This is a genomic window from Vibrio sp. KUL80, assembly GCF_059725495.1.
In genome coordinates this window covers 2,570,054-2,586,510 of record NZ_AP045841.1, presented here as the reverse complement: position 1 = coordinate 2,586,510, position 16,457 = coordinate 2,570,054, and the positions used below count along the sequence as shown (strand labels likewise).

Annotated in this window: 14 protein-coding genes; 7 read left to right on the top strand and 7 right to left on the bottom strand. The window is 46.1% G+C overall.

Going from position 1 to position 16,457, the window contains the following annotated elements; all coding sequences use genetic code 11:
• Positions 1-142 precede the first annotated feature (142 nt).
• Positions 143-982 carry a fatty acid metabolism transcriptional regulator FadR gene (fadR, locus tag AC6I8U_RS11865; protein ID WP_498017004.1) on the top strand — a complete coding sequence of 280 codons (840 nt, stop codon included), beginning with the start codon at positions 143-145 and terminating at the stop codon, positions 980-982.
• Between the two features lie 27 nt (positions 983-1,009).
• Here fadR and AC6I8U_RS11860 read toward each other — a convergent pair whose 3' ends face one another.
• The 3 genes from AC6I8U_RS11860 to metG all read right to left on the bottom strand — a co-directional run bounded on the left by AC6I8U_RS11860 (position 1,010) and on the right by metG (position 4,976).
• The gene (locus AC6I8U_RS11860; RefSeq protein ID WP_498017003.1) at positions 1,010-1,798 is read right to left on the bottom strand and encodes a hypothetical protein; all 789 of its coding nucleotides are present in this window, start codon (positions 1,796-1,798) and stop codon (positions 1,010-1,012) included.
• 104 nt (positions 1,799-1,902) lie between these two features.
• Positions 1,903-2,709, bottom strand: a complete 807-nt coding sequence (locus AC6I8U_RS11855; RefSeq protein WP_498017002.1) for a hypothetical protein — start codon at positions 2,707-2,709, stop codon at positions 1,903-1,905.
• A 206-nt stretch (positions 2,710-2,915) separates the two neighbouring features.
• Positions 2,916-4,976 (bottom strand): methionine--tRNA ligase, encoded by a 2,061-nt coding sequence (metG, locus tag AC6I8U_RS11850; RefSeq protein WP_498017001.1) that lies wholly within the window; start codon positions 4,974-4,976, stop codon positions 2,916-2,918.
• Positions 4,977-5,153: 177 nt separating this feature from the next.
• Here metG and apbC point away from each other — a divergent pair, with 177 nt between their 5' ends.
• From apbC to AC6I8U_RS11835, 3 genes are all read left to right on the top strand, one after another.
• Complete coding sequence (gene apbC, locus AC6I8U_RS11845) at positions 5,154-6,230, top strand: iron-sulfur cluster carrier protein ApbC (protein ID WP_498017000.1); 1,077 nt, start codon at positions 5,154-5,156, stop codon at positions 6,228-6,230.
• Between the two features lie 190 nt (positions 6,231-6,420).
• On the top strand, positions 6,421-7,062 hold the full coding sequence (gene udk / locus AC6I8U_RS11840) for a uridine kinase (RefSeq protein ID WP_042474065.1): 642 nt from the start codon (positions 6,421-6,423) through the stop codon (positions 7,060-7,062).
• 148 nt (positions 7,063-7,210) lie between these two features.
• Complete coding sequence (locus AC6I8U_RS11835) at positions 7,211-9,304, top strand: AsmA family protein (protein ID WP_498016999.1); 2,094 nt, start codon at positions 7,211-7,213, stop codon at positions 9,302-9,304.
• A gap of 106 nt (positions 9,305-9,410) precedes the next feature.
• Here AC6I8U_RS11835 and AC6I8U_RS11830 read toward each other — a convergent pair whose 3' ends face one another.
• The 4 genes from AC6I8U_RS11830 to AC6I8U_RS11815 all read right to left on the bottom strand — a co-directional run bounded on the left by AC6I8U_RS11830 (position 9,411) and on the right by AC6I8U_RS11815 (position 12,000).
• On the bottom strand, positions 9,411-9,677 hold the full coding sequence (locus tag AC6I8U_RS11830; protein ID WP_394152541.1) for a hypothetical protein: 267 nt from the start codon (positions 9,675-9,677) through the stop codon (positions 9,411-9,413).
• Positions 9,678-9,831: 154 nt separating this feature from the next.
• Positions 9,832-10,440 carry a cob(I)yrinic acid a,c-diamide adenosyltransferase gene (gene cobO / locus AC6I8U_RS11825; protein ID WP_042474070.1) on the bottom strand — a complete coding sequence of 203 codons (609 nt, stop codon included), beginning with the start codon at positions 10,438-10,440 and terminating at the stop codon, positions 9,832-9,834.
• Positions 10,441-10,558: 118 nt separating this feature from the next.
• Positions 10,559-11,023, bottom strand: a complete 465-nt coding sequence (locus AC6I8U_RS11820; protein WP_498018358.1) for an arginine repressor — start codon at positions 11,021-11,023, stop codon at positions 10,559-10,561.
• 29 nt (positions 11,024-11,052) lie between these two features.
• Positions 11,053-12,000 carry an IS30 family transposase gene (locus AC6I8U_RS11815; RefSeq protein WP_498016998.1) on the bottom strand — a complete coding sequence of 316 codons (948 nt, stop codon included), beginning with the start codon at positions 11,998-12,000 and terminating at the stop codon, positions 11,053-11,055.
• A gap of 305 nt (positions 12,001-12,305) precedes the next feature.
• Here AC6I8U_RS11815 and AC6I8U_RS11810 point away from each other — a divergent pair, with 305 nt between their 5' ends.
• From AC6I8U_RS11810 to AC6I8U_RS11800, 3 genes are all read left to right on the top strand, one after another.
• A complete protein-coding gene (locus AC6I8U_RS11810; protein WP_498016997.1) occupies positions 12,306-13,964 on the top strand; it encodes a DUF1800 domain-containing protein in 1,659 nt (552 codons plus the stop codon).
• Complete coding sequence (locus AC6I8U_RS11805) at positions 13,961-15,274, top strand: DUF1501 domain-containing protein (RefSeq protein WP_498016996.1); 1,314 nt, start codon at positions 13,961-13,963, stop codon at positions 15,272-15,274. Before AC6I8U_RS11810 ends, AC6I8U_RS11805 begins: the two co-directional genes overlap by 4 nt.
• Positions 15,275-15,488: 214 nt before the next feature.
• The gene (locus AC6I8U_RS11800) at positions 15,489-16,454 is read left to right on the top strand and encodes a LacI family DNA-binding transcriptional regulator (protein ID WP_498016995.1); all 966 of its coding nucleotides are present in this window, start codon (positions 15,489-15,491) and stop codon (positions 16,452-16,454) included.
• Positions 16,455-16,457 lie beyond the last annotated feature (3 nt).

Genomic DNA, 16,457 nt, shown 5'->3' with positions numbered 1-16,457 from the left:
TGCGCGAAATGCTACAATAGAGTTATTACTCTATATTGTTATTGTTACATAGATAAGTAGTGTAGGTTTACCAAAATCTTGAAGTAGTGGTATGATGAGTTCCATACAACTACGAATAAAATGAAATTGGAAACACCCCATAATGGTAATTAAGGCGAAGAGCCCAGCAGGGTTCGCTGAAAAGTATATAATTGAGAGCATCTGGAACGGCCGTTTCCCTCCAGGCTCAATTCTCCCAGCTGAGCGTGAGCTGTCAGAACTAATTGGGGTAACACGAACAACACTTCGTGAGGTGTTGCAACGTTTGGCTCGTGATGGATGGCTAACTATCCAGCACGGTAAACCAACGAAAGTAAACCAATTTATGGAGACCTCAGGTCTGCATATCCTTGATACGTTAATGACGTTAGATGCTGATAACGCGACTTCAATTGTTGAAGACTTGCTTGCGGCGCGCACAAACATCAGCCCAATCTTTATGCGTTACGCATTTAAAGCCAATAAAGAGAATTCAGAGCGTACTATCGAAGGTATCATTGAATCTTGTGAAAGCTTGCTTAATGCTGAGTCTTGGGATGCGTTTATCGAGTCTTCACCTTATGCAGATAAGTTGAAGCAGCACGTAAAAGATGATGGTGAAAAAGACGAAGGCGCTCGCCAATCAGCACTGATTGCTCAAACGTTTAACTTTTACGATTACTCGTTGTTCCAGCGTTTGGCATTCCATTCTGGCAACCAAATCTATGGTTTGATCTTCAACGGTCTCAAGAAGCTCTATGATCGTGTGGGCTCTTACTACTTCTCGAATCCTGAGGCACGTACTCTGGCGCTTAACTTCTACAAAGACTTGTTAGAGCTATGCCAAACGGGTGATCGTGACAGATTACCAAATGTGATTCGTCAGTATGGTATGGAGAGTGGTCAAATCTGGAATCAGATGAAGACCACACTGCCAACAAACTTTACCGAAGACGATAGCTAATTAAATAACCGCCGAAAGGCGGTTTTTTTATGCCACAGCAATCTTGGGTAAGGTTGAGTAAACCGACTGAGCAACCGTTGTTACCGTTCTATCGTAGCAGTGGAAAATAAGCTCCGAAAGCTGTGAGGTGATGCGATAGAGTCTCTCTTTCAGTTCGTCGAGTGATTGGTGGTTGTCGACTTGTGAGAGAAGCTGTAATAAGCCGTCATGCAAATGCTGTTGTAGGCTTAGATCTTGACTGACATACAGCTCTGATAATTGATGCGTGAGTTGATGACACAGTGAATGGATAGCCGTTTGACTCTCTTGGGCTTCAAGTGTCGCAATGTGCAGCCTTAGAGTGGTCAATGTATCCATATAGGGCACAATCATTTGCCAGCTTTTGCGCTGCGTCACCAGCAAATGAGTCTGTCCGTCCGCTTTAGCCCAAGAAGATATCGTATCTTGAACGAGGATCAGCGCATCTCGAATCAACTGACTGTGGACCAACTGATTGTCTCTGACACTTTGCTGATTCCAACTCCTTAGCTGTAGCGACACTGAAGCCTTTATATCGCCAAAGCCCACTAGCTTGCCCATCGCTTTGCTTTCTAAAAGCGTGACCAACTGAGATTGTGCAGATGCCAGTTGGTGCTGGTTATTGTGTCCAAACAGCAAGCTGTAGTGTGTGGCTTCTCGATGGAGCCTAAGTAATGCAATCAGCTTTCGTAGGTCTGCTAAGCGTTGGTAGTAGCACTCATCGCTGACACCACGAAAAGAGGCAGTGCTAAACATGCGGCGTACTGTTTTTGAGGTTTTTGCTCTTGGATAATTCATTCTCGCCTCCCTGCGAAACTCAAGCACTATAAACACTAAGTTACTTGGGTTAATTCTTTTTTCTGGTTACCTTACTTATTGATTATGAAAGGTAAGTGACATAATTAGACTGTTATAATACTTGGTACAGGTTGATAGAGGTCTCTTGCAATTTCACTCACCAATCCATCGTAGGTAGTAAAGATAAGCTCTGATAACTCAGAAGTAAGCTGATACAAAAACTCTTTATCTAACGACGTTTCCGGGTGCGAAATCAGCTCTTCAATCTTAGTGATCGTAGTACTGTACATGGGTGATGGCACCGAGAGAGGGCCAACCAGACTTAGGTGATTCACTTTTCTGTGCATCTGCTTACAGTAATGCAGGATTCGCTGTTTACCGAGTTCGCTATCAGCACCATCGATACAGATACGTAACTGTGTAAGGCAATCTAATGAGTCAATCACGCCTTGCCAGACATTGCGATATTCTAGCTGAAGCTCTTCGCGATCGACATCTATGAGCCAGGCCATGAAGATCTCGTCGACAAGAAATAGCGTTTGTCGAATGAGTTTCCCATGCACAATCTGATTCTTACTAACACTGTGCTTTTTCCATGAACGGGTAAGAAGCCTAACGTTGCTATGCAATACTCGGTACAAGGGCTTATTGTCAAAATGAGCGACATCGACCAGTTTAAGGCAGTACTCCTCCATAGCAATTTCGATTTTTTCTAACTGCTTTACTTTCTTTTGGTCAAACATCAGCTGATAGTGTGTGGCCATGCGATGTTGTCGAATCAAAGTGACTAGCTCACGTAAATGCACCACAAGTTGATACTTACGTTCTACTTTTGCCTCTGTCAATTTTGCGTAGTGATAGATAGCAGCCAAAATACATGATGATAGGACTAGAGATATCAACACAAACATAACGACCTCCTTTACGTCGTTTATCGCTCTCACTTCAATCAGAGCAAGGCGAGTGCCAATATTGAATGTGCTTATAAAACAATAGGTTAATACTTTTTGGGTATAAGGAACTGCTTGCTCATGGTGCAATTGCACTTTATTTGTGAGTTTGGTCACAAAAAAAGCCAGCAAAAATGCTGGCTTTAGTCTAGCGATAAAACGGTCAACTACATGACGCGCATACCTGGCTGAGCGCCTTCGTGTGGCTCTAGGATCCATAGGTCACTGCCACCAGGGCCAGCTGCTAGGATCATGCCCTCAGACATACCAAACTTCATCTTACGAGGCTTGAGGTTCGCTACCATAACCGTTAGCTTGCCTTCTAGCTCTTCAGGCTTGTATGCAGACTTGATGCCAGAGAACACTTGGCGAGTTTCGCCACCGATGTCTAGTTGGAACTTAAGTAGCTTGTTTGCTTTTGGCACCTCTTCACAAGAGATGATACGTGCAATACGCATATCCACCTTAGCAAAGTCGTCAAACTCGATCTCATCAGCGATAGGATCTTTATCAAGCTCAGTTTGGCTTGCTTTGTTCTTCTCAGCTTCTGCTTTTTCCTTCGCTGCTACTTCTGCTGCTGCATCTTCCTTAGAAGCTTCGATCATCGCTTCCACCTTCTTAGGATCGATACGGTTAAACAGCGCCTTGAACTTAGTGATTTCATGGCCAGTTAGCGGCGCTGCAATGCCTTCCCAAGTTAGCGTTTCGTTTAGGAACGCTTCGGTGCGTGCAGCCAATGCTGGCATGACCGGTTTCAGGTAAGTCATCAGAACGCGGAATAGGTTGATACCGACTGAACAGATGTCTTGAAGCTCTTGGTCTTTGCCTTCTTCTTTAGCAACAACCCAAGGTGCTTTCTCATCAACATATTGGTTCGCTTTGTCAGCTAGCGCCGTGATCTCACGGATTGCACGACCAAACTCACGAGACTCGTAAAGCTCTGCAATGCGGTCCGCAGCAGCAACGAATTCGTCGTATAGCTCTGGCTCTGCGAAGTTGTCAGAAAGCTTGCCTTCAAAACGCTTAGTGATGAAACCAGCGTTACGAGAAGCTAGGTTAACAATCTTGTTAACAACGTCAGCGTTGACACGCTGCGTGAAGTCTTCAAGGTTAAGGTCTAGATCGTCGATACGGCTGTTCAGCTTAGCAGCGTAATAGTAACGCAGACACTCAGGATCTAGGTGGTCAAGGTAGGTTGCTGCCTTGATGAAGGTGCCCTTAGACTTAGACATCTTCGCACCATTTACAGTGACATAGCCGTGCACGAACACGTTGTTTGGCTTACGGAAACCTGCACCTTCAAGCATGGCTGGCCAGAATAGGCTGTGGAAATATACGATGTCTTTACCGATGAAGTGGTAAAGCTCCGTTGAGCTGTCTTTCTTCCAGTACTCGTCGAAATCTAGATCGTCGCGTTTGCCACATAGGTTCTTGAATGACGCCATGTAACCAACCGGTGCATCTAGCCATACGTAGAAGAACTTATTCTTCTCGCCTGGGATTTCGAATCCGAAGTAAGGTGCATCACGAGAGATATCCCACTGTTGTAGACCTGACTCGAACCACTCTTGCATCTTGTTCGCGGTTTCAGATTGAAGCGAGCCAGAGCGAGTCCACTCTTGAAGCATGCTTTCAAACTGAGGCAAGTCAAAGAAGAAGTGCTCAGAATCTTTCATTACCGGTGTAGCACCAGATACTGCAGACTGAGGGTTGATAAGTTCAGTTGGGCTGTACGTTGCACCACAGTTATCGCAGTTGTCACCGTACTGGTCTTCTGACTTACAGTTCGGGCAAGTACCTTTTACAAAACGGTCCGGTAGGAACATTTCTTTCTCAGGATCAAATAGCTGAGAAATGGTACGGCTAGAGATAAAGCCGTTCTTTTTCAGCTCTAGATAGATGTGAGACGCAAGCTCACGGTTCTCTTCTGAGTGTGTGCTGTGATAGTTATCAAAGCTGATATCAAAGCCAGCGAAGTCTTTTTGGTGCTCTTCGCTAACCGCTGCGATCATTTCTTCAGGCGTGATCCCCATCTGCTGCGCTTTCAGCATGATTGGTGTGCCGTGAGCATCATCAGCACAAATGAAGTTTACTACGTTGCCACGTAGACGTTGGTAGCGCACCCAAATATCCGCTTGGATATGCTCAAGCATATGACCTAAGTGGATAGAGCCGTTAGCGTACGGTAGTGCACAAGTGACCAACATTTTTCTTGGATCGGTTGCCATACTTTGTTTCGCTTTCTTTATTCAGAGTAAAAATATTGGCTAATACTACATGATGCGTGGCATGACTCCAAGGTATCCAGTATCAATCTCCCCAACTTTTTTAGGGTTCTGGTTCAGCTAAGTGAGTGCTAATCTTAGAAAGATTAGCGAAAGACTAACAATAATAAGGAAAGCAAGATGCGCACGTTTGAATCGAAACAAGATTTTTGCCAATGGCTGGGGGAGTTCACGCACTCAAACATTAAGTTGGGGTGGAGCGAAGTCCCTGATGTGGTTAAGGTTGCCGCCTCTGGAGAGTTTCAAATTGCCTTACCATTTGCCAATCTCTCAGCACGAGAAGCTCTAGCAAACTGGATTGACGCGAAACAAAGCAGTGGCGAGGTTGCTAAATTTTCTTACTCTGTGTCTGTCAATACTAAGTCACTGGAAACCACGGTTGCGACAGAGATAAAAGGCGTCAAAAACGTCATTGCGGTGACGTCAGCGAAAGGCGGCGTTGGTAAGTCAACCACGGCGGTGAACTTGGCACTGGCCATCAGTAAGTTGGGTGCCAAAGTGGGCATCTTGGATGCGGATGTCTATGGTCCTTCAATTCCTATTATGCTCGGCCAGATTGATGCACACCCAGACGTTCGTGATGGTAAGTGGATGCAGCCTGTACCAGCTCATGGCATTTACACTCAATCTATTGGCTATTTAATGAGTACCGATGACGCGGCGATATGGCGCGGCCCAATGGCGTCCAAGGCTTTAGCTCAGCTTCTCAATGAAACAGAATGGCCAGATCTGGATTACCTAGTCATCGACATGCCACCGGGTACGGGGGATATTCAGCTAACCTTATCTCAGCAAATTCCTGTGACCGGGGCGCTGATTGTGACCACACCACAAGACCTTGCCCTTGCTGATGCGATTAAAGGTGCTGCTATGTTCGAGAAAGTCTCGGTACCAGTGGTGGGTATCGTGGAGAACATGAGCTATCACATTTGCAGCCAATGCGGCTCGAAAGAGCATATCTTTGGCGCTGGTGGCGCAGAGTGGATGGCGTCTAAGTTCGGATTAAATCTTCTTGGCCAAGTGCCTCTGCATATCGACATTCGTGAGTCGATTGATAATGGTGCGCCGACCGTAGTGTCAAAACCAGAAAGTGAACATGCGATTATCTATCAAGAACTCGCAGAGCGAGTGTGTTCGGATCTATTTTGGAGCGGTAAAGCCAAACCAGACTCGATCATGTTCAAGATGGTGGAATAGCCATGATATGACATGTGTTGGCTATGTTTAAAACGCGGCGCTAGTGGGTAATCGATTGCATTTCTCCATTCTTTGAGCGAAGGCAAAATTGGAGGTCAAATAAGTGAGATATCGACTAGTATCTAATGAATGATGTCCATATAATTACGCGGTTTTGTCCTCACCACCATATATGTACTAGGTGCAAAGAATGTCTGATAATAATCAATGTGTCATCGTCGGTATCGCTGGCGCTTCTGCTTCTGGAAAAAGCCTCATTGCGAGCACTATCTATAACGAACTACGTGAAAAGGTAGGCGACCACCAAATCGGTGTCATCACGGAAGATTGTTACTACAATGACCAAAGTCATTTGAGCATGGAAGAGCGCGTAAAAACTAACTACGACCACCCAAATGCACTTGATCATGATCTGCTTTGCGAACACCTAGAGCAGTTGATTCAAGGTGAAGCGGTAGAAGTACCAGAATATAGCTACACAGAGCACACGCGTACGGAAAATACCGCGACTATGACACCAAAGAAGGTGATCATCCTGGAAGGCATCTTGCTGCTGACCGACCCACGCCTGCGTAAATTGATGCACGCGACAGTATTTATGGATACACCGCTTGATATCTGTCTACTTCGTCGTGTGAAGCGCGATGTAGAAGAGCGCGGTCGTACGATGGAATCTGTTTTGCAGCAGTACCAGTCTACTGTGCGTCCAATGTTCATGCAGTTCATTGAACCATCAAAGCAACACGCCGACATTATTGTTCCTCGCGGCGGTAAAAACCGTATCGCGATCGATGTGCTAAAAGCGCACATCGCTAAGCTACTTCGTGCGTAATTCTGACATTATCTAGTCGAAAACATACACGAAACGCGGTAAGAATGTTCTATACTCAATGGGTGCTCGAACCGCATTTAAATTGCTTTATTTTTTAATAGATTAGTGGCACTTTATGTGCCACTTTTTGTTTTCAGGGAAGTTGCTAATGAAAAAACTCCTCCTCATTCTTGCCATACCTGTATTGGTAATAGTGTTAGGTGTCGCTGCGCTGGTGATGTTTGTGAATCCTAATCAGTTCAAACCTATGCTCGCAGAGCAAGTCAAAAACCAAACCGGACTTGATCTTGAGATCAGCGGTGATATTAGCTGGCAATTCTTCCCATCGGTGGGGCTAGAGCTTGGGCAAACAAGCTTGAAGAACCCGCAAGGCTTCCAAAACCCAAATTTGTTCAGCGTTAGCCAAGTTGGTGTGAGCGTCGCGGTTATGCCGCTGCTTGATAAAACGCTTGAGATTGGCTCTATTACTCTAGATGGTGCACAGGTTCATTTAGAAACACTTAAAGATGGTCGCTCTAACCTAGACTCACTTACTGCAGCGCCGCAAACGGAAGCGGCAGCAGAGCCGACAACCACATCCGATGCGCCAGCTGATTCGACGGCTTCAGCCACAGACGGATGGCAGATATCTCTATCGGGCGTGACAGTTTCAAATGCGCTGCTTGAGATGTCTAACGCCCAAACAGGTACATTCACTAAGCTCTATGATGTGGGCTTAAATGTTTCTGAGTTCGCAATTGATCAGTGGACCACTGCGAATTTTGAAATGAAAGGTCAAAACAATGATCAGCAGTTTACTGCCAAAGGTACGGCTGATTTTAAACTGGCTCAAGGCTTTGCAGAGTACGCATTGAAGAACATTGAGTTTGATGCGACCTACCAAGATGCGGCGAATCAAATTCAGCAAGCACAGCTTAAGTTGGCAACCTTTGAGTTTGATAAGCCAAACGCCATTGATTTCTCAATGAAAGGCAATGCAGCCGAGCTAACCTTTGATGCTAAAGGCGGCACAACGTTCACAGTTGATAAAGCAATAAGCATGGTTACGTTGAGCGGCTTGTCTTTGGACTCGACGCTTGAAGGCGCAGCGCTGCCGCAGTCTCCGATGAAAGTCACTATGGCGTCGGATCTAAGCTTTGATATGAACAAGAGCTTTCTTGATTTTGTTCTAAATAAACTCACGGTGAACAAGATTGAGCTAGACGGCAAAGCGACCGTTCAGTTAGCCGATATCCCTAAAGTACGTTTCTCTCTTCACAGCCCGAATATCGACCTGGATGAGTTTTTAGGTTTGAATCAGCCTGCAGATAAAACCGCTTCAACGGGTGGTGAGCAAACGGGTGGCGCATCTAAACCATCGGCGAGCGAGGTGGAACCAGACCTAAGCGCGCTCAAAGGTCTGGATGTGAAAGGTAAGATCACCATCGACAAATTCAAAGCAGCGAACGCCCACATGCAAAAGGTAACCGCTGACTTTTCTGTCAATCGCGGTGTGGCTGAGCTGACATCATTTAGCTCAGAGCTCTACAGCGGTTCTATTACGGCAAAAGGTAAGCTAGATGCGCGCCAGTCTCCAGCGACTTACAGCGCGGTTAAGCGTATTAAAGGCGTCAAGGTTCAACCTTTGCTCAAAGATGTCGCTGACAACGATAAGCTAGAAGGCACGGGCAACATTGATGTCAATGTTAAAGGTAAGGGGCTTGCTCCAACCGCAATGAAGAAAAATCTATCCGGTACGGTGAAGATTAACTTTGCTGATGGTGCGGTAAATGGCATTAACGTTGCGCAGATGATTCGTGAGAATTATGCGCGCTTTAAAGGTCAGTCTTTAGACGGTAAACAAGGCCCACAAAAAACGGATTTCAGTGCAATGAAGGCGACGCTCAATCTAGCAAACGGCGTCGTATCGACCAAAGACATGACGGCAGAATCACCACTGCTTCGTATTCAAGGTGAGGGCTCAGCAAACTACGTTAACGAAACAGCAGACTTCTTAGTACGTACTTCAGTTGTTGGCACGCTAGAAGGGCAGGGTGGTCAATCTATTGACGAGCTTCGTGACGTGACGATCCCTATCAAGATAACGGGTCCATGGGCTCAGCCTCAGTTCGCGCTGGTGTTTGACGATGTATTAAAAGAGAAAGCGAAGAAAGAAGTTGAACGCGCCACAGAGCGACTAGGCATTAAAGATGAGAAAACCAAAAAGGCGGTAGACGGCCTGCTAAAAGGTTTGTTTAACTGATGTAAGTAACCCTGTTGCAATTAGAATGATAAAGCCAGCCTGTAGAGGCTGGCTTTTTTACATTCCGAGTGTCTCCACTCATTACCAATCCAAATTGCCAGGCAAACTACCAATGCAAATCGAGATCTTGCTCTTCTTCTTTGATAGCGCCCCAAGATTCAATGAGTACAGATGCAGCTGCCATATCTATATTCTTTGAATCGACAGCACCACACGGCTTGCGAAGGGTTAACGAGTAGCTAGAGTCACCGCTTGTTTCGCGAATGGATTCCCAGCAAGTCTTGGACTCTTGTAAGCTTTGAATTGGGCCCCATCCTAGGACGAACTCATGCTCATTCGTACGCATCCACAGTGCTAGAGTACAACTTTCCATAAAACTCTCCATGTTAAGGTTGTGTTGCATTAATGTTTAAATTAAACGAAACGCAACCTAATGTCATGTAGAGAGTTGAGTGAAATGTACCCTGTATGGGTGACTTTCGATAATCCGGTCTCAAGAGCGTCACCCATAAGCGGTAGCTCGAGATTTACCAGTCGACGCCTTTCAGCGCCTTTACGCCAGACTCGAAAGCATGTTTGATATTTTTCACTTCTGATACTGTGTCTGCCATATCAATAAGCGTGCGATGTGCTGCGCGTCCAGTGATGATCACGGACTGCATGTTAGGGCGATTGTTAAGTGCTTCAACAACCTCATCCAGTTCGATGTAGCCATAGCTCACCATGTAGGTCAGCTCATCAAACAGCACCACGTCGATAGATTCATCTTGCAGCATACGTTTACACTCTTGCCAAACGCCTTGTGCGGCTTCGGTGTCGGCGGCTTTATTTTGTGTCTCCCAAGTAAAGCCGGTTGCCATCACCTGAAATTCTACGCCTAGCTTTTCGAGCAGGTTACGTTCGCCGTTATCCCATGTGCCTTTGATAAATTGTGCCACAGCGCATTTCTTGCCGTGACCGACCGCGCGTGCCACTGTGCCAAAGCCTGAGGTCGACTTTCCTTTACCATTGCCAGTAATGACCAGTAGCAGCCCTTTTTCTACCTGCGCATTCGCGATTTTTTTATCAACATTCTCTTTCACTTTTTGCTGACGTTCTTTGTGGCGTTGCTGTTTAGCGTCTTCCGACAGTGACATGGGCATTCCCTTTGTTATTCGAAGTGTATGCCCACCATCATAAAGCAATCATGGCAGAAAAAAACGGGATAATTCCTAAGGAAATACCCCGTTTTGATTAATGCACTAGAGCTTATGTTTAAGCGCCTAATCGAGCTCGTACCACTTGCTCACAGCGGTCGACGTCTTTGACATGTTTGGGTACCACCAAGATCGTATCATTGCCGCCTATCGTGGCTAAGATATCAGCGTGTGGGTTGATATCTATTAAACGTGCGATGAGCTGAGCGCTACCTGGATGGGTCTTAATGACGACCAGTGATTGATTGTTGGTAATGAGCTCAATCTGTGAAGATATGGATGAGTCCACGCGGACAGAGGTACTCTCTGCGGTTAGGCAGTAGGCTTTTTTGCCACACGCGTTTTGCATCTTTACTACGCCTAGATGAGCCAAGAGCCTCGAGACAGTGGATTGACTGATACCTGTGTAGCCGAGATCGACCAAGGCTTGTCTCAGTTTATTTTGGGTGGTGAAGCTTTGCTGTTGCAGAAGCTTTTTACAGACTTCGGTGAGCTTGTGGTCATCGACAGAAACGCCCCGAATTCAACGGCGAAGTGCGACACTCTCCAATATCAAGCAGCCAAAGCCATTTTGTTAAATATTATGGCTGGCTGTTTGAAGCCTAGACACTTTCTTGGTCGATAATTTATCCGCGATAGGGCGAACTCTATATCACTGTCTGTCACCGTCGATAGGTCGGTTCCTTTCTTCACATATTGCCTTAGAAGGCCGTTCGCATTTTCATTAGCACCTCGCTCCCAAGAGCTGTAGGGGTGAGCAAAGTACACATCTGCCTTGAGCGCTTTCGCGATGGCTTCATGACCAGCGAACTCTCGCCCGTTATCTGCGGTGATAGTATGCACATGCTCCTTGTAAGGCATCAGTAGATCTATTGTGGCCTGGGTAACATCATCGGCTGACTTAGATGGTACTTTCTTTACCAAGTACAACCGTGTTTTGCGCTCTAAAATAGTCACCATTGCGCCTGTGCCATGCTTCCCGAGAACAGTGTCAATTTCCCAGTCACCAAACCGCTCTCTGCTGTCAACAATGCTTGGTCTGTCATCAATTGAAACGGCATTCTTAATCGCTGGAGCTTTCTCTTTTTTACCACGACGATACCGCTTATGGCCTTGTCTCAAGTGACGATATAATTTACCGCCTGAGCGCTTGTCGCTAGCAACAAAACGATAAATCCACTCATGGCTGACTGCTGCGCCAGCTTTCGTCAATACACTCGAAATCTGCTCTGGACTCCAATCCGCCTCTAGAAGAAGACGAATAAAGTCAACTCGCTCCTTTGGTATTCGGTATTTAAGCGCAGCTCTTCGTCTCGTAATGGACAGCATCTGTGCCGTGCTTGGACAGTAATGGTTGCTTTTACGACCTCTTTTAAGCTCTCGATAAACCGTTGAGCGGTGGCACTGAACTGTTTTAGCTATTTCAGAAACTGAAATTCCCCGTTCCAAAAGAGCAGAAATCTGGTATCTTCTGCCCTCGGTCAACTTCTGATAATTCATGGTAGTACTGCTTGTTTCTTTGGCGAGAAGAGCGTACCACTTTCAGCAGTTGGCTTCCTCTTCTACACCTTCCCATGAATGTCGCACTTATTATCTGAAATCGGGCCGTTAAGTTTATTTCTTCAACATTGACGATGAATCCAACAAAAGACACAGTGATAATGGATCAGCAAAAATGATAGAGAAACACAATGGCTAAAGTGCTAATTTGAACCCGTGACACAGTTTATCGGAGGCTAGATTGCTGCACCTGGTGTTTTTCGCTAGTGTTCGATTAAATCTTCAGTCGTAGTAAGGCCTTTGAGTTGTTTCCCCTGATAAAGCGTCACGCATTTAAATCGAGCCTCTGTTTACTCACACTTTCATTACTCTCTGCATGTGGTGGAGAGGGGGAGTCTGGAGGTCTTTCTCCTGAGCCCAATCCATTAACACAAGATCAGCGTTACGACATCCTCTATCGCTCTACGTTTGGACCTAAGCCTAACTCCTATCAAGAATTAGCCGATCTTGGCTACTCAAGATGGCTTGATAAGCAGTTTGCTATGGCTCCAAGCCTGCATTTAACCCGTCTTAAACAGTATCCACTTGAGGATGGGCGAGACAGTTACAACCAATCTGACCGCGTGTCGGTATGGTGGGATCTTAGCTTAAATGCCCCCGATCAACTCAGGCAACGAGTTGCGTTCGCCCTTAGTGAGATCTTCGTGATTTCGCGATATGGCGCCAGCTTGAATGGCCGTGTTTTGGAGATGACCGATTATTACGACATGCTCATCACACACGCATTTGCGAATTATCGAGAGTTGATTGAATCGGTGACTCTGCACGCTGCCATGGGGGATTATTTGTCGATGATGGCAAATCAAAAGGCAGACCCAGAGAGTAATCGCTACCCAGATGAAAACTACGCCCGTGAAGTGATGCAACTGTTTAGTATCGGCCTGTATGAGCTAAACCCAGATGGCTCTGAGAAGCTTGATAACCAAGGGCAGTTGATTCCAACGTACTCGCAGGATGATATTGAGAATCTGGCTCGAGTGTTTACCGGCTGGCACATCGCTGAGAAAAACCAGCCTAATTGGGGCTCTAAAGATGGCAACTGGCTTTTGCCAATGGTGGCGTATCCAGAACGTCATGATTTTGAGGAAAAAGTGGTGATGGGAGAGGTGTTTGCTCAAGGGCAGACCGCCGAACAAGATATGGCGCAGGCCATGGATATGTTGCTAAACCATCCAAACACAGGCCCATTTATCAGTCGCCATCTTATCCAAAGGTTAGTGACATCTAATCCGTCTCCCGCTTATGTCGCAAGAGTGAGTGCGCTATTTGACGATAATGGTAGCGGCGTGAGAGGCGATCTTAAAACGGTAGTTCGCGGGATTCTTACGGATGATGAGGCGCTGAATGGAGGCGACCGTTCGCCCGTTAAGATGAAAGAGCCTCTAATTGCGATGACCAATTTTTTCCGAGCTCTCGAGGCGAAATCTGCTGATCCTTCTGGACGTTTTCACAACTCGATTAACACCTTTGGAGCGTATGGGCAGTCGCCGCTCGGCTCTCCAAGTGTGTTCAATTTTTTCTCGCCAGATTATGCCCCGAACGGGGAGATAGCGGATGCGAATGATGTAGCACCTGAATTTGAGATATTGAGTTGGAACAACTTCATCCTTACTAACAACCAGCTTTGGTCGGCAACGGGCAGGACAAATTACAATGGCGAGGATAATCCGGCGCGCATTGTCATTAATACCGCACCGCTAGAAGCGATAGCCAATGACCATGAAGCATTGATTGAAGAGATTGAAAGGCGACTGCTTTCTCAAAGAATGAGCGAGCCACTTAAAGCGATTGTCCTAGAAGGGCTGGAAGATCTTCGTGATACGCAACAAAGCTTGAAGGTTCGTAATGCTCTTTACACCGTCGTAACCAGTCAAGAATTTCATATTGAGGAGCTTGCCCAATGATTTCACGTCGTCAACTGTTAGCGGCTATGGCGTCGACTCCACTTGTTTCGATGTTGGGAACTGGCACTGCTCATGCTCTGCCAGACAGTGATTATAAGGCTCTGGTTTGTGTGTTTTTATTTGGCGGCAATGATGGCTTTAACATGTTGGTGCCGAGCGATAACGCGCACTATGACGAGTACGCGACCGCTCGTCCTGCTATTGCTATTCCGCAAGCTTCTCTATTGCCGTTGTCATTAAGTACTGGCTCTAGCTTGGCACTGGGATTACACCCATCGATGAGCGAGATTCAAAGCCTGTTTAATAGTGGAAAAATCATTCCCATCGCCAACAGTGGCGTGTTGATTGAGCCTTCGACAAAAGAAGGTTTGAAAGACGGTACACATGCTATGCCTCCGTTTTTGTTCTCACACAACTCACAGCAAACAGAATGGCAGCGGGGCTGGTCGGGCAGTACGACAACACTTGGCTGGGCCGGACGGTTGATGGATGTGCTTAGTAGTGATTCTGATGAGATTAGTCCAACGTTTAGTCTCAATGGTTATGCTCAGCTACTCAACGGTAGCGTTCAGAGTGCAAACCTCATTAATGCTTCATCTTTGCCAAAGGTAAACGCAGTGAGCAATGCACAGCGGCGTAAGAGTTTTGATCAGGTGATGAGTCTCTCCCCATTGACGGCATTTGGTCGAGAGTTTGATCGAGTTAAGGGTGATTCCATTTCAATACGAGATCAGTTAGCGGCTGCCATTGAGTCTGTTCCTGAAGAGGAGCATTTCCCAGATATCTCTTTGAGTCAGCAATTACATACGGTCGCAAGATTGATTAAATCGAGCGACCAACTTGGGCACCAAAAACAAGTCTATTTTGTCGGCTTCGGTGGCTTTGACACTCACGCCAACCAATTGGAAGACCACGCCCAGCTAATGAGCGCATTAAGCCAATCGTTAGCAGCGTTCAATCAATCAATCGAAGCCGCAGGGCTTGGTGATAAAGTCACAACGATGACAATGTCCGATTTCGGACGACGCCTAGCGAGCAACGGTACTGGTACTGACCATGGCTGGGCCAGCAATCACCTTGTAATGGGCGGCGCACTAAATGGCGGCCAGTTATATGGGCAGTGGCCATCACTCATCCTTGATGGAGAGAATGATTTTAATAAAGGGCGAATGATACCGACGACGTCTGTTGAGCAGATTGGAGCGACGATTGCTAAGTGGATGGGAGTAACTAGACAAAGCTCGATGGACTATATCTTTCCAAACCTCGCTAACTTCACGGTTCAGGATTTAGGCTTTTTGAAGTCATGAGCGCTAGCTTGTGTTAGGTATGCTCGCTCCGTAGTCTTGCATGCAGGCCCGAATCTTGTGAGTAAAAATCGCGCACTCATCCCCACACCCAGTTTTATTTACTGTATTGTAAGTCAATATATTGGATACTATGCCGAAGTGACTCCACTCTGAATCCTGTATCTTGAGGTCACTTTGGTGTATGACAATAGTGCATTATTGAAGGAAGTATGTAATGAGTAAAAAGATGACAATGGCTGAGATTTCAAGACAGCTTGGAATTTCGACAATGACTGTGTCACGTTACTTTAATGGCGGTTATGTCTCGGCTGAGAACCGCCTTAAAATTGAAGCTATCGTCAAAGATAATCATTACACACCTAATATATTTGCTCGCTCTATTCGTAGCCAATCCAATATTATTGGTTTCGTCGCGCCTCGTATTGAGTCATATACGACGAGTTTAGTGATCAAAGGGGCGCTGGCTGCTGCCAATGAATCACAAGTACGAATGCTGTTTCATTCCACAGGGTTTAATCATGAGTCAGAATGCCAAGCTGTGAGAGAGTTTAACGGCTTGAATGCACTGGGCACGATTATTATCGCTTCAAAACACAGTGTTGAAGAGACTTTTTATCGAACCTTAGATAATGTGTTATTTATTGGCAAAAACTCCCCCCATCATTGTTGTTTATACTACCCCGATCATGCTGCTATTAAAGCACTCGTCTCTCAAACCATTACTCAATTAAAACAGCAGCAAGCACCGCTGGTAGCCGTAAATTATATTTACGATGAGCGTATGCTTTCTAGCCGAACTAAGTCGATGCAAGCCACCATTACTGACACCGTACCCGAGTTAAACTTTTCACTGCAAGCCTTAGCTAACTCTGAGGAAAAAGCCGACTACCAGGCAATTCACTTACAACCCAATCATGTCTACTTTTGCGCCACCGATAATATTGCCATTCGTTTATATCGTCGCGCCAAAGAACAGCAACTCAAGATTGGTCATAACGTATGGATTGTAGGCATGGGCGACTACGACTACAGCGATCTGCTGGTCCCGAGTCTCACTACTGTGGCTTTTAACTACTATGAAGTGGGCTACCAAGCTGTCAAAAAGCTGATAAAGCGCGATTTCAGTTCCGTTGAAGGCACATTTGATTTGAAAATGAGAGAGAGTTCACAGTTCTCTTGAGGT